The 13,475-nt window shown below is 71.2% G+C and carries 17 protein-coding genes; 13 read left to right on the forward strand and 4 right to left on the reverse strand.

Going from position 1 to position 13,475, the window contains the following annotated elements; genetic code table 11:
* Positions 1–248: 248 nt before the first annotated feature.
* A complete protein-coding gene (gene soxR / locus ACWEV3_RS37900) occupies positions 249–707 on the reverse strand; it encodes a redox-sensitive transcriptional activator SoxR (RefSeq protein ID WP_452618525.1) in 459 nt (152 codons plus the stop codon).
* 84 nt (positions 708–791) lie between these two features.
* Between soxR and ACWEV3_RS37905 the strand changes: the two genes are divergently transcribed.
* From ACWEV3_RS37905 to hisI, 7 genes are all read left to right on the forward strand, one after another.
* A complete protein-coding gene (locus ACWEV3_RS37905) occupies positions 792–1,496 on the forward strand; it encodes a transketolase (RefSeq protein ID WP_452618526.1) in 705 nt (234 codons plus the stop codon).
* Entirely contained in the window at positions 1,496–2,419 is a 924-nt protein-coding gene (locus ACWEV3_RS37910) for a transketolase family protein (RefSeq protein WP_452618527.1), read from the forward strand. Before ACWEV3_RS37905 ends, ACWEV3_RS37910 begins: the two co-directional genes overlap by 1 nt.
* 57 nt (positions 2,420–2,476) lie before the next feature.
* Complete coding sequence (gene hisH / locus ACWEV3_RS37915; protein ID WP_452618528.1) at positions 2,477–3,106, forward strand: imidazole glycerol phosphate synthase subunit HisH; 630 nt, start codon at positions 2,477–2,479, stop codon at positions 3,104–3,106.
* Positions 3,103–3,303 carry a hypothetical protein gene (locus ACWEV3_RS37920; RefSeq protein WP_452618529.1) on the forward strand — a complete coding sequence of 67 codons (201 nt, stop codon included), beginning with the start codon at positions 3,103–3,105 and terminating at the stop codon, positions 3,301–3,303. Before hisH ends, ACWEV3_RS37920 begins: the two co-directional genes overlap by 4 nt.
* Positions 3,304–3,335: 32 nt before the next feature.
* Entirely contained in the window at positions 3,336–4,067 is a 732-nt protein-coding gene (priA, locus tag ACWEV3_RS37925; protein WP_452618530.1) for a bifunctional 1-(5-phosphoribosyl)-5-((5-phosphoribosylamino)methylideneamino)imidazole-4-carboxamide isomerase/phosphoribosylanthranilate isomerase PriA, read from the forward strand.
* Between the two features lie 79 nt (positions 4,068–4,146).
* A complete protein-coding gene (gene hisF / locus ACWEV3_RS37930) occupies positions 4,147–4,920 on the forward strand; it encodes an imidazole glycerol phosphate synthase subunit HisF (RefSeq protein ID WP_452618531.1) in 774 nt (257 codons plus the stop codon).
* Positions 4,917–5,258, forward strand: coding sequence for a phosphoribosyl-AMP cyclohydrolase (gene hisI, locus ACWEV3_RS37935; protein ID WP_452618532.1), 342 nt, complete (start codon positions 4,917–4,919; stop codon positions 5,256–5,258). The genes hisF and hisI overlap by 4 nt, the downstream gene beginning before the upstream one ends.
* A gap of 76 nt (positions 5,259–5,334) precedes the next feature.
* On the opposite strand, the gene ACWEV3_RS37940 is transcribed toward hisI, so the two are convergent.
* Positions 5,335–5,967 carry a TetR/AcrR family transcriptional regulator gene (locus ACWEV3_RS37940; protein WP_452618533.1) on the reverse strand — a complete coding sequence of 211 codons (633 nt, stop codon included), beginning with the start codon at positions 5,965–5,967 and terminating at the stop codon, positions 5,335–5,337.
* A gap of 89 nt (positions 5,968–6,056) precedes the next feature.
* Between ACWEV3_RS37940 and ACWEV3_RS37945 the strand changes: the two genes are divergently transcribed.
* The 6 genes from ACWEV3_RS37945 (at position 6,057) to lgt (ending at position 12,697) form a co-directional block, all read left to right on the forward strand.
* The gene (locus tag ACWEV3_RS37945) at positions 6,057–7,634 is read left to right on the forward strand and encodes an anthranilate synthase component I (RefSeq protein ID WP_132485604.1); all 1,578 of its coding nucleotides are present in this window, start codon (positions 6,057–6,059) and stop codon (positions 7,632–7,634) included.
* A complete protein-coding gene (locus ACWEV3_RS37950) occupies positions 7,612–8,232 on the forward strand; it encodes a Trp biosynthesis-associated membrane protein (protein WP_452618534.1) in 621 nt (206 codons plus the stop codon). Before ACWEV3_RS37945 ends, ACWEV3_RS37950 begins: the two co-directional genes overlap by 23 nt.
* A gap of 276 nt (positions 8,233–8,508) precedes the next feature.
* Entirely contained in the window at positions 8,509–9,318 is an 810-nt protein-coding gene (trpC, locus tag ACWEV3_RS37955; RefSeq protein WP_132485608.1) for an indole-3-glycerol phosphate synthase TrpC, read from the forward strand.
* Positions 9,319–9,372: 54 nt separating this feature from the next.
* Entirely contained in the window at positions 9,373–10,650 is a 1,278-nt protein-coding gene (trpB, locus tag ACWEV3_RS37960; RefSeq protein ID WP_452618535.1) for a tryptophan synthase subunit beta, read from the forward strand.
* A gap of 73 nt (positions 10,651–10,723) precedes the next feature.
* The gene (trpA, locus tag ACWEV3_RS37965) at positions 10,724–11,518 is read left to right on the forward strand and encodes a tryptophan synthase subunit alpha (protein ID WP_132485612.1); all 795 of its coding nucleotides are present in this window, start codon (positions 10,724–10,726) and stop codon (positions 11,516–11,518) included.
* A 111-nt stretch (positions 11,519–11,629) separates the two neighbouring features.
* The gene (gene lgt, locus ACWEV3_RS37970) at positions 11,630–12,697 is read left to right on the forward strand and encodes a prolipoprotein diacylglyceryl transferase (protein WP_452618536.1); all 1,068 of its coding nucleotides are present in this window, start codon (positions 11,630–11,632) and stop codon (positions 12,695–12,697) included.
* A 21-nt stretch (positions 12,698–12,718) separates the two neighbouring features.
* Here lgt and ACWEV3_RS37975 read toward each other — a convergent pair whose 3' ends face one another.
* Entirely contained in the window at positions 12,719–13,063 is a 345-nt protein-coding gene (locus ACWEV3_RS37975; RefSeq protein WP_452618537.1) for a helix-turn-helix domain-containing protein, read from the reverse strand.
* Position 13,064: 1 nt separating this feature from the next.
* Entirely contained in the window at positions 13,065–13,406 is a 342-nt protein-coding gene (locus tag ACWEV3_RS37980) for a type II toxin-antitoxin system RelE/ParE family toxin (RefSeq protein ID WP_452618538.1), read from the reverse strand.
* Between the last annotated feature and the right edge of the window lie 69 nt (positions 13,407–13,475).

Here is a 13,475-nt window from a genome sequence, read left to right on the forward strand (position 1 = left end):
GCACATCCTCGACCGCGTCCGCGCCTGCCCCCACCGCGTCGGCACCCTCGCCAAAGCCATCCTCACCCTCGAACACGCAGGATGAAAAACGCTCAATGGAAATTGCGGACCACCGGTGTATCGCACCCCCGACACGCCGAAGGGTGTGGACAACCCCGGGCGCCTGTGGACAACTTCCGCAATTTCAATGGAAATTGGACCTTCGATTTCCATTGAAATTGCGGCAACATGCGGCGGGGGGCGGGGGGTCAGGTGCGGTCGGCTGCCGGGCGCAGGAGCGGCGCGCCGGGGCCGAATTCGGCGAGCTTGTCGTCGGCGTTGTGCAGCGCGCAGAGGCGCAGCGACAGGCAGCCGCAGCCGATACAGCCGGTGAGGCGGTCGCGCAGCCGTTGCAGGCCGTCGATGCGCGCGTCCAGCTCGTCGCGCCACCGGCGCGACAGCCGCGCCCAGTCCGCCTTTGTCGGAGCGTGGTCGTCCGGCAGCGTCGCCAGCGCCTCGGAGATCTGCTCCAGGCTCAGGCCGACGCGCTGCGCGGAGCGGACGAACGCTAGCCGGCGCAGCACGGAACGGTCGTAGCGGCGCTGGTTCCCGGAGGTCCGGGTGGTGGCGATCAGCCCTTTCTGCTCGTAGAAGCGCAATGCGGTCTGGGCGACACCGCTGCGGTGGGCCACCTCTCCGATGGTCAGTAGTTTCGGTAGCTTCGACACGTCCGCCAGGTTACCGAAAACCTAGACCAAAGTGCAGGTATTTCCGCTTGACTTCGAGTGCGCTCGAAGTCCCACCCTGGTCGCATGACGATCACCGCACCGAGGGCCGGGTTCGGATACGCCGATCTCCGCCCGCTGATGAGCGAAATGACCGGCGACGAGAAGCATTCCGCCGCCGCCACCTCGACGTTGGACGTGCTGTGGGTGCTCTACGACCAGATCCTGTCGGTCGACCCGCGACGTCCCGACGACCCGGACCGCGACCGCTTCCTGCTCTCCAAGGGCCACGGCCCGATGGCCTTCTACGCCGTGCTGACGGCCAAGGGCTTCCTCGACCCGGCGGAACTCGCCCGCTTCGGCGAGTTCGACTCCCGGCTCGGCTTCCACCCGGACCGCGTCCTGGCACCCGGCGTCGAGATCGGCAGCGGCTCGCTCGGTCACGGCCTGCCGCTCGGGCTCGGCGTAGCGCTCGGCCTGCGCGCCCAGGGTCGCACCGGGCCGCGCGTCGTGGTCCTCGTCGGCGACGCCGAACTCGACGAAGGCAGCAACCACGAGGCGATCCAGGTCGGCGGCCGCTGGGGGCTCGGGCAGCTGACCACCGTCGTGGTGGACAACAGCTCCTCCAGCACCGGCTGGCCGGGCGGCATCGCCGACCGCTTCGCCCGCGAGGGCTGGGCCGCGCACACCGTCAACGGCCGCGACCACGCCGAACTCCGCGCGGCGCTGGCCGACACCCACCCGGACCGCCCGCTCGCGGTGGTCGCCCAGGTCGAACCCAAGGAGCTGTGATGACCGCACCGACCACCGAAACGGCCGCCCCGACGATGCGGGAAGCGTTCGTCGACACCGTCACCGAAGCGCTCGACACCGACCCGCGGGTCGCCCTGGTGCTGGCCGAGATCTCCGCCGACCGCTTCGTGGACGCCGCCGCCCGCCACCCGCGGCGGGTGCTCAACGTCGGCATCCGGGAGCAGGCGCTGGTGAGCGTGGCCGGCGGGCTGGCGCTGACCGGGCTGCGGCCGGTGCTGCACTCGATCACGCCGTTCCTGGTGGAGCGGCCGTTCGAGCAGCTCAAGCTCGACCTCAACCACCAGGGCGTCGGCGCCGTCGTGGTCAGCACCGGCGCCTCCTACGACTACCCGACCGCGGGCCGCACGCACATGGCGCCCGGCGACGTCGCGCTGATCGACACGCTGCCCGGCTGGACCGTGCACGTGCCCGGCCACCCGGCCGAGGTCTCGGCGCTGCTGCGGTCGGCGATGCACACCGACGACCTCGTCTACCTGCGGCTCTCCGAGCAGGTCAACGCCGAGCCGCTGGTGACGGGGCCGGGCTGGCACACCGTCCGGCGCGGCAGCCGGGGCGTCGTGCTCGCCGTCGGCCCGACGCTCGGGCCGGTCCTCGCGGCGACGGCGACGCTCGACGTGACGGTGCTCTACACCGCCACCATCCGGCCGTTCGACGCCGGCGGACTGCGGGAGGCGGTGCGGGCGGCGACCGCCGACGTGGTGCTGGTGGAGCCCTACCTGCGCGGCACGTCGACGCACGAGGTCAACGACGCGCTGGCCGACACCCCGCACCGGGTGCTCGCGCTGGGCGTTCGCCGCGACCTGGAACTGCGGGCCTACGGCACCGCCGAGGAGCACGATGCGGCGCACGGCCTCGGCCCGACCGGTATCGGCGCGGCAGTGCGGTCGTTCCTGGCCGGATGACCTGCGCGGCTGCCGCCCGCGACGTGGGCCGATGCGTCCGGGCGGTAGCCTGGGCGCGTGGCACGAGTCGTCATCTTGGACTACGGATCAGGCAACCTCCGCTCCGCCGAACGCGCGCTCGAGCGCGCCGGCGCCGACGTCGAGGTCACCGCCGACCATCGTGCCGCGACCGAAGCCGACGGCCTGGTCGTGCCCGGCGTCGGGGCCTTCGCCGCGTGCATGGAGGGCCTGCTCCACGTCGGCGGCGACAAGATCATCGACCACCGGCTGGCCGGCGACCGCCCGGTCCTCGGGATCTGCGTGGGCATGCAGGTGCTCTTCGACGAGGGCGTCGAGCACGGCATGCAGGCCAACGGCTGCGGCCAGTGGCCGGGCACCGTCGAGCGGCTGCACGCCGACGTCCTCCCGCACATGGGCTGGAACGACGTGCGGTCGCCGGAGGGCAGCACCCTGTTCGCCGGTATCGAGCCGGGCACCCGGTTCTACTTCGTGCACTCCTACGGCGTCCGCAAGTGGCAGCTGCCGGCGTCGGAGACGATCGCGCCGCCGCTGGTGACCTGGGCCGAACACGGCGAACCGTTCGTCGCCGCGGTGGAGAACGGGCCGCTGACGGCCACGCAGTTCCACCCGGAGAAGTCCGGGGAGGCGGGCGCACGGCTGCTGCGGAACTGGCTGGGCAGCCTGTGACCCGCCGGGGCGGCCTGCTGGGGCCGACGGCGGTGCGGGTGATCGCGCTGGTGCTGGCGCTCGGGATGATCACCGGGATCGGCGCGCCCTACCTGCTGCAGGCCGGGGTGCCGCTGTGGGCGGTCCTGATGCTCGTGCTGATCGTCCTCGCGGTGCCCGTCGTCGCCGTCGTCCGCTCCGAGCGCAGCCGCCGGTGAAGGGGCCGAAGCGCTGGCAGTAGGGTTGGGGCGTGACTTTCACGCTGCTTCCCGCTGTTGATGTCGCCGACGGTCAGGCGGTCCGCCTGGTGCAGGGCGCCGCCGGTACCGAGACCTCCTACGGTGACCCGTTGGAGGCCGCGCTGGCCTGGCAGCGCGCGGGAGCCGAGTGGATCCACCTGGTCGACCTGGACGCCGCGTTCGGTCGCGGCTCGAACCGGGCGCTGCTTGCCGAGGTGACCGGCAAGCTCGACGTGCAGGTGGAGCTCTCCGGCGGCATCCGCGACGACGCTTCGCTGGAGGCCGCGCTGGCCACCGGCTGCACGCGGGTCAACCTGGGCACCGCCGCGCTGGAGAACCCGGAGTGGGCGGACCGGGTGGTCGCCGAGTACGGCGAGCGGGTCGCGGTCGGCCTGGACGTTCGGATCACCGAGCAGGGCCACCGGCTGGCCGCGCGAGGCTGGACCAAGGACGGTGGCGACCTGTGGGAGGTGCTGGCCCGGCTCGACGCCGCCGGCTGCCGCCGCTACGTGGTCACCGACGTCAGCAAGGACGGCACCCTGCAGGGGCCGAACATCGCGCTGCTGCGCGAGGTCTGCGCCCGCACCGAGGCGCCGGTGATCGCCTCCGGCGGAGTATCCAGTGTGGACGATCTGGTGGAGCTGTCGAAGCTCGCGCCGGTCGGCCTGGAGGGCTCGATCGTCGGGAAGGCCCTCTACGCCCAGAACTTCACCCTCGAAGAGGCCCTCGCCGCGGTGCGCTGACGCCCGCTGGAGTGCGGGTGCGCTCAGGATTGAACGCCCCATCCACCGCGCCGCGCGGCCGTGTCTCTACCCTGGGGACATGGCCGTTGCGGTGCGTGTGATCCCCTGCCTGGACGTCGATCAGGGGCGGGTCGTCAAGGGTGTCAACTTCACCAACCTCCGGGATGCCGGCGACCCCGTGGAGCTCGCCCGCGCCTACGACGCGGAGGGCGCCGACGAGCTGACCTTCCTCGACGTCACGGCGTCCTCGTCGGACCGCGAGACCACCTTCGACGTGGTGCGGCGCACCGCTGAGCAGGTCTTCATCCCGCTGACCGTCGGCGGCGGCGTGCGCAGCACCGACGACATCAACCGGCTCCTGCGCGCCGGGGCGGACAAGGTCAGCCTGAACACCGCCGCCATCGCCCGGCCCGAGCTGCTCAGCGAGGCGTCGCAGCGCTTCGGCGCGCAGTGCGTGGTGCTGTCCGTGGATGCTCGGCGCGTGCCGGAAGGCGGTCAGCCGACGGCGTCCGGCTTCGAGGTCACGACGCACGGCGGCCGGCGCGGCACCGGCATCTGCGCCGTGGAGTGGGCCGCGAAGGGCCAGCAGCTCGGCGTCGGCGAGATCCTGCTGAACTCGATGGACGCCGACGGCACCAAGTCCGGCTTCGACCTGGAGATGATCCGCGCGGTCCGCGAGGTCGTCGACGTGCCGCTGATCGCCAGCGGCGGCGCCGGCGCGGTCGAGCACTTCGCGCCCGCGGTGCGCGCCGGGGCCGACGCGGTGCTGGCGGCCAGCGTGTTCCACTTCGGACAGTTGAAGATCGGCGAGGTCAAGGACGCCATGCGGGCGGAAGGGATCACTGTTCGATGAGCGGTCTGGACCCGGCGATCGCGGCCCGGCTCAAGCGCAACGCGGAGGGCCTCGTCGCGGCGATCGCGCAGCAGCGCGGCACCGGCGAGGTGCTGATGATGGCGTGGATGGACGACGAGGCGCTGCACCGCACCCTCACCACCCGCCGCGGCACCTACTACTCCCGCAGCCGACGGCAGTACTGGGTCAAGGGCGAAACCTCCGGCCACACCCAGCAGGTGCACGAGGTCCGCCTGGACTGCGACGGCGACACGATCCTGCTGGTGGTCGACCAGGAAGGCGCGGCCTGCCACACCGGCGACCGCACCTGCTTCGACGCCGACGTCCTGCTCAAGTAACCGCAGTTTCAATTGAAACTGTTCACCGGGACCGCCTCGGTGGGTGCCAGTTTCAATTGAAACCGGCATCCGGTGGTCAGGGGCCGGTGGTTCCGGAGATGTCGCCGGTCAGGTAGCGCTGGAGGTTCGGCGCGATCGCGGCCACCACGGTGTCGTGGTCGGCCGACGCCAGCGGTTCCAGGTGGATCACGTAGCGGGCCATCCCCAGCCCGACGATCTGCGACCCGCACAGCGCCGTGCGCAGCTCGGCCCGGTCCATGCCCAGCGTCTTGACCAGCCGTTTGAACAGCACGTTCTGGATGAACTCCCGCAGCATCCCCACCGCGTTCTCGTTGGCCGCGACGCTGCGGACCAGGGCCGCGAACTGGCCGCCCTCCGCGTTGTCCCACGCCGTCAGGAACCGCCGCAGCAACCGCTCGGCGAGCTGCTCCCGATCGCCCACCAGCAGCTGCGGCACCACCTCGGCCGGGTTGATCGGGATGTGCACCGCCGCGGTGAACAGCCCCTCCTTGCCCCCGAACCAGTGGTTGACCATCGCCGGATCGACCCCGGCCCGGCCCGCGATGGCGCGCACCGTGGCCGCGTCGTAGCCCTGCTCGGTGAACACCTCGCGCGCCGCGGCCAGCAACGCCGCCTTGGTGTCGGCTCCGCTGCGCCGCCGCCCGCGGCGCTTCGGCTCTGTTCCGCTCTGGTCGATGCCACTGCTCACCCACCCATCCTCGCCGCCCCGGCGGCCCGAGGGCAAAGCGGTGCGGAGGTCCCGCGCAGCCGGGATCGGGTGGACGGCACAATGACGACATGGTCGGCGACGGTGATATCGGCACTATCAGCCCAGGACGCGAGGAGTTCCGCAGCCTGGCGGCGGACCGCCGGGTGATCCCGGTGGTGCGGCGGTTGCTCGCGGACGACGAAACCCCGCTCGGGGTGTACCGCAAGCTCGCCGGGGATCGCCCCGGAACGTTCCTCTTCGAGTCCGCCGAGAACGGTCGCTCCTGGTCGCGATGGTCCTTCGTGGGCGCCCGCAGCGCCGCCGCGCTGACCGTCCGCGACGGCCAGGCGCACTGGACGGGCAAGCCGCCGGTGGGGCTGCCGGACAGCGGGGACCCGTTGCAGGCGCTGCGCGAGACGGTCCGGCTGCTGCAGACCGACCCGCTCCCCGGGCTGCCGCCGCTGACCGGCGGCATGGTCGGCTACCTCGGCTACGACGCGGTCCGCAGGCTGGAGCGGCTGCCGAACCTGACCGAGGACGACCTGCAGATCCCCGAGATGGTGATGCTGCTGGCCACCGACCTCGCCGCGCTGGACCACCACGAGGGCACCATCACGCTCATCGCCAACGCGGTGAACTGGGACGACAGCCCCGAGCGCGTCGACGCGGCCTACGACGACGCGGTGCGCCGCCTGGACGAGATGACCGAGGCGCTGTGCACCCCGGCCGCGCCTACGGTCGCCGCGTTCTCCCGGCCCGCCCCGCAGTTCGTCCGGCGCCGCCAGCCCGACGAGCACTACGCGGCGGTCGAGAAGGCCAAGGAGGCGATCCGGGCCGGCGAGGCTTTCCAGGTCGTGGTGTCGCAGCGGTTCGAGATCGAGACCAGCGCGGACGCCCTGGACATCTACCGGGTCCTGCGCACCACCAACCCGAGCCCGTACATGTACCTGCTGCGGCTGGACGCGCCGGACGGCGGCACGCCCTTCGACATCGTCGGTTCCAGCCCCGAATCGCTGGTCACGGTGCGCGACGGGCAGGCGACCACGCACCCGATCGCCGGGACCCGCTGGCGGGGCGCCGACGAGGACGAGGACGCGCTGCTGGAGAAGGAGCTCATCAACGACGACAAGGAGCGCGCCGAGCACCTGATGCTCGTCGACCTCGGCCGCAACGACCTGGGGCGGGTCTGCAAGCCGGGTTCGGTGCACGTCGTCGACTTCTTCCGCATCGAGCGCTACAGCCACGTCATGCACATCGTGTCCACGGTGACCGGTCAGCTGGCGGAAGGCCGGACGGCGTTCGACGCGATCGCCGCCTGCTTCCCCGCCGGCACGCTCTCCGGAGCGCCGAAGCCGCGCGCGCTGGAGCTGATCGAGGAGCTGGAGCCGACCCGGCGCGCCCAGTACGGCGGCGTGGTGGGCTACCTGGACTTCGCCGGCGACGCGGACACGGCGATCGCGATCCGCACCGCGCTGGTGCGCGACGGCACCGCGTACGTGCAGGCCGGCGGCGGCATCGTGGCCGACTCCGACCCGGTCGCCGAGGACCAGGAATGCCTGAACAAGGCGCGCGCGGTGCTCAACGCGGTGGCGACGGCCGAGACGCTGTCGCGGCCGGCGACCGAACGGGCGACGGGAGAGCGGGTTGACCACCGAGCCGGGATCTGAGCCGAGCCCCCGGCCCGCGCGGTCGAAGGGCCTGCTGTGGTCGGTGGTGCTGCTGATGCTGGTCGCCGCCGGCGTGCTCTGGGGCGCGAGCGCGCTCGTCTGGTTGGAGCAGCGGTTCCGCACGCCCTTCGGCACCGAGGTCTCCGCCGGGATCACCGGCGGGGACATCCGCCCGGAGCTGGTGCCGATGGCGCTGGCGGCGCTGGCCGCCGTCGCCGCGGTGCTGGCCACCGGCGGGTGGTTGCGGCGCGTGGTCGGCGCCCTCATCGCGGTCGCGGGTGCCGTGCTGGGCTGGCGGGTGTTCCAGCAGTTCAGCTTCGGCTGGTTCGCGACCGGGACGGCCGGTGATGTGCCGCCGGGCAGCACGCCGATCGGCGAGATGGCCAGCCGGCCGTACGGGCTGCTGCTGATGACTGCGGGCGCTCTGCTGCTGTTCGTCGCCGGTGCTCTGGTGGCCTTCCGGGCCGGTCGGATGCCCGCGATGGGCGCGAAATATTCGGCCCCGGGTGCCGCGAAGCAGAAATCCCACGATCCGGACCGGCAGATGTGGAACGACTTGGACGCCGGACGCGATCCAACGGATGAGCAGGATCGCTGAAAATATTTCAAATTCACCGAAGGGTGGAAAACCCAGTTCGGCGCGGCCCCGAGCCGGTGACCGGGCGCGTCGCCAGGGCCGAAGGTCCTTGTTGCGCAGGGACGTTGGGCTACCCCTTGGTGGGACCGGTGGCCGGTGAGGTTTAGCATCGGCCATGCGACGGCACGGCGGGAAGGGGAGTGTCGTGATCGAGCGCAATGAGTTCATCTGCGCATCTGGTTACTTGCGGACCGACCTGAAGGCGAGTGTGCGGGACACGGCCGGCGAGGTGTTCGCGTGACCGTTCTGGAATCAATCATCGAAGGCGTTCGCGAAGATCTGGCGGTTCGCGAATCCGCGATTCCCTTCGACGAGATCAAACAACTGTCCGCCGCGGCGGCACCCCCGCGCGACGTGCTCGCCGCGCTGCGGGCGCCGGGCGTGGGCGTCATCGCGGAGGTCAAGCGGCGCAGCCCGTCCAAGGGCGAGCTGGCCGAGATCGGCGAGCCGGCCGACCTCGCCGCCGACTACGCCTCCGCCGGGGCGCGGGTCATCAGCGTGCTCACCGAGCAGCGCCGCTTCGGCGGCTCGCTGGCCGACTTCGACGCGGTCCGCGCCAGGGTCAACACGCCCCTGCTGCGCAAGGACTTCATCATCAGCCCGTATCAGGTGCACGAAGCCCGGGCGCACGGCGCGGACATGGTGCTGCTCATCGTCGCGGCCCTGGAGCAGAACGCGCTGGAAGCGCTCCTGGACCGGGTCGAATCGCTGGGCATGACCGCTCTCATCGAGGTGCACACCGCCGAAGAGGCCGACCGCGCGTTGGAGGCCGGAGCGAAAGTGATTGGCATCAACGCGCGCAACCTGCATACGCTCGAGGTGGACCGCGACGTGTTCGGGCGGATCGCGCCGGGGTTGCCGCAGGAGGTCCTCAAGATCGCCGAGTCGGGGGTCCGCGGTCCGAGTGACCTGATGGCCTACGCGGGATCCGGTGCGGACGCCGTGCTGGTCGGTGAGGGCCTGGTGACCAGCGACAATCCCAAGACCGCGGTCACCCAGCTGGTGACCGCCGGGTCGCACCCCGCGTGCCCGCGACCGAGCCGGTAGCCGGACCGGTTCCGCGAGTTCCAGGGTTCGGCGCAAGGCACAGGAGGTAAGGCAATGACCGCAGGTGCAGAGACCGCGCGCGCCCACCGACCGGGCAAGCCCGTGCCGGAGGGACATGACCCGGACGAGCGCGGGCACTTCGGGGTCTACGGCGGCCGGTTCATGCCGGAGGCGCTGATCGCCGCCCAGGACGAGCTCGCCGCCGAGTACGCCAAGGCGCAGAGCGACCCGCAGTACATCGCCGAGCTCGACGACCTGCTGCGCAACTACGCCGGGCGGCCGTCGCTGCTGACCGAGGCGAAGCGGTTCGCCGAGCACGCCGGCGGCGCCCGGATCCTGCTCAAGCGGGAGGACCTCAACCACACCGGCTCCCACAAGATCAACAACGTGCTGGGGCAGGCACTGCTGGTCAAGCGGATGGGCAAGCGCCGGGTCATCGCCGAGACCGGGGCCGGGCAGCACGGCGTCGCCACCGCGACGGCCTGCGCGCTGCTGGGCCTCGAATGCGTGATCTACATGGGCAAGGTGGACACCGAGCGGCAAGCGCTCAACGTCGCCCGGATGCGGCTGCTCGGTGCCGAGGTCATCCCGGTCAGCAGCGGCTCGGCGACCCTCAAGGACGCCATCAACGAGGCGCTGCGCGACTGGGTCGCCAACGTCGACCACACCCACTACCTGCTGGGCACCGCGGCCGGGTCGCACCCGTTCCCGATGATGGTGCGTAACTTCCACAAGGTCATCGGCGACGAGGCTCGTCGGCAGGTGCTCGAGATGACCGGCCGGCTGCCCGACGTGGTCGCGGCCTGCGTCGGCGGTGGCTCCAACGCCATCGGCATCTTCCACGGCTTCATCGATGACCCGGACGTGCGGCTGGTCGGCTTCGAACCGGGCGGGCACGGCATCGCCTCCGGCGAGCACGGCGCCACACTCTGCGAGGGCACGCCCGGCACGCTGCACGGGGCCCGCTCGTACCTGCTGCAGGACGACGACGGCCAGGTCATCGAGGCCTACTCGATCTCCGCCGGGCTCGACTACCCGGGCGTGGGGCCCGAGCACTCGTACCTGAAGGACATCGGGCGCGCCGAGTACCGCTCGGTCACCGACGACGAGGCTATGCACGCCTTCCGGCTGCTGTCCCGCACCGAGGGCATCATCCCGGCCATCGAGTCGGCGCACGCGCTGGCCGGCGCGATCAAGCTCGGCCAGGAGCTCGGCCCGGAGGCGATCATCCTGGTGAACCTCTCCGGCCGGGGTGACAAGGACATGGACACCGCGGCGAAGTACTTCGGGCTCGTCGACGAGAACAACGACGGAAACACGGAGGCGTCATGAGCGACACTTGCACGCTCTCCGCTCATGTAAGCCGACCGGGTGCGGGTGTCCCGCAAAACACTGAGGAGTCGCGGTGAACCTGCGCGAGGTCTTCCAGAACTGCCGGGAAGAGCAGCGGGCCGCCCTGATCGGCTACCTGCCCGCCGGGTTCCCGACCGTCGAGGAGTCCAAGGAGCTGTTCAGCGCGATGCTGACCGGCACCGACGGCTCGACCGGCTGCGACATCGTCGAGGTCGGCATCCCGTTCTCCGACCCGGTGATGGACGGCCCCACCATCCAGGCCGCCAGCGACAAGGCGCTGCGCGCCGGGTTCCGGCTGCGCGACGTCTTCGACGTGGTGTCCTCGATCGCCGACGCCGGTGGCCACGCCGTGGTGATGACCTACTGGAACCCGGTGCACCACTACGGCCCGGACGCGTTCGCCCGCGACCTCAAGGCGGCCGGCGGGCTCGGCGTGATCACCCCGGACCTGATCCCGGACGAGGGCGAGGACTGGATCGCCGCGACCGACGCGCACGGCCTGGACCGGATCTTCCTGGTCGCCCCGTCGTCGACGGAGGAGCGGCTGGCGCTGACCGCCAAGGCCACCAGCGGCTTCGTCTACGCAACCTCGGTGATGGGCGTGACCGGGGCGCGCGAGAGCGTCGGTTCGGCCGCGGCCGGGCTCGTGCAGCGCACCCGTGCGCACACCGACCTGCCGATCGGCGTCGGCCTGGGCGTGCGCAACGGCGAGCAGGCCGCCGAGGTGGCCGGCTTCGCCGACGGCGTCATCGTCGGCTCCGCCTTCGTCACCCGCGCCGAGCAGGACGGCCCCGCCGGCGTCCGCGAGCTCACCGCGGAGCTCGCCCGGGGCGTCCGGTCCCGCTGATCCGCTGCGAACGGCCCGTTCGCTCCTCCTAGCGAGGCGAACGGGCCGTTCCGTTCCGCCAGTGACCGGGTGGTGCTCACCATTCGTGGAGCGACCGATACGGTTAGCGGCGTGAGTGCCCCGGTTGCCGCCTTGGCGAGTCCGTTCCTGGCCACCATCCCCAGCCCGCCGCAAGGGGTTTGGTTCATCGGCCCGATCCCGCTGCGCGCCTACGCGCTGTGCATCATCGCCGGCATCATCGCGGCGGTCTGGATCGGCAGCCGCCGCTGGGTGGCGCGCGGCGGACGCGAGGGCACGGTCATCGACATCGCGGTGTTCGCGGTGCCGTTCGGGCTGGTCGGCGGTCGGCTCTACCACGTCGCCACCGACTGGTACAAGTACTTCGGGCCGGACCGCAACCCGCTGGACGCCCTCAAGGTGTGGGAAGGCGGCCTGGGCATCTGGGGCGCTGTGGCGCTCGGCGCGGTCGGCGCCTGGATCGGCTGCCGCCGCCGGGGCGTGCCGCTGGCCGCATTCGCCGACGCGGTCGCGCCCGGCATCATCCTCGCCCAGGCCATCGGCCGCCTCGGCAACTGGTTCAACCAGGAGCTCTACGGCGCGCCGACGGATCTGCCCTGGGGCCTGGAGATCTACCGGCGCATCGACCCGGCGACCGGGCTCGCCGACCCCATCACCGGCGTCGCGATGGACAGCGTGCCGGACAAGATCGTGCACCCGACGTTCCTGTACGAGCTGCTGTGGAATCTCGGTGTCTTCCTCCTGATCATCTGGGCGGACCGCAAGTTCCGGATGGGCCACGGCCGGGTGTTCGCGCTCTACGTCGCCGGCTACACGGCCGGGCGGGTGTGGATCGAGATGATGCGCACCGACGACGCCACGCACGTCCTCGGCATCCGCATCAACGTCTTCACCTCCCTGATCGTCTTCGCCGGCGCGGTCCTGTACCTGCTGTACGTGCGGGGCAAGCGCGAGGACCCCGAGCTGCTGCGCGGCAAGCCGATGCCCGGCGACGACGACACGGCCGCGACGCCGGAGCGGCCCGCCGAGGAGCCGAAGGCGACGACCGACGACCCGGACCCGGACGAGGGCAAGGACGAGCCGAAGGGCTCGGACACCCCAGGAGACGAACGTGCGGAGGCGCGCAGCGCCGACGGCAACGGCAAGGACGCGAAGGACTGACCTTCCGCGCCCGGTATGTGCCTACCGGGCGCCGAAGGCCACCGCGCCGCTCGGCGAGTCCTTGGAACCGGTGGGGTCGTGCTGCGATGCCACCAGCTCCAGCCGGACACCGACGGCCTGCCCGAGCCGGTCGAGCAGGTCGATGGTCGGCAGGCTGCCGCCGCTCTCCCAGCGCGCGACCGAGGACTGCGTGGTGCTCATCCGCTTCGCGAGCTCGGTCTGGGTCAGCCCCGCGTCCGTGCGCAGCCCGTACACCAGCCGCGCCAGCTCGAATGCCAGCGAGGCTTCCGCGTACGACTCGTCGTACTCCTCCTGGTCGATGATCGGGTTCTCGCGGCGGATCTGATCGAGCTTCTTCCAGGTCATCTCATGGCCTCCGGTCGTGCCGCATGGCTGTGCGGGCGCGAGAGACCTCGCACCGTTCGTTCGATCGTTGCTTCCGGAACGTGGTCAGGGTGATCGCGAGGCATGCCGGGTCGAGTACGTAGTTCACCCGGCGCTCGACTCCTTCGCAATGAAATCCGAGTTCGCGCAGACCACCGCCGAGATCCTTGCTGTGCGGCATGCCCAGGAGCGGTCCGGATTCCGAGAGCAGGTCGAACATCCGGTCCGCGATGGCGCGGTCCCGATTCTTGAGGCTGCAGTACCAGCACTCGACTTCGTGCGACACAACGATGTTCCATCGTCCACCTCCGGTTTCGCGGGACATGCTCCGAACATAGCGCGCACGCGATAACGCGTCGACGCTATATCCCGAACATGATCAGTTCGGGTGACG

The organism is Saccharopolyspora sp. NPDC003752, from assembly GCF_053605825.1.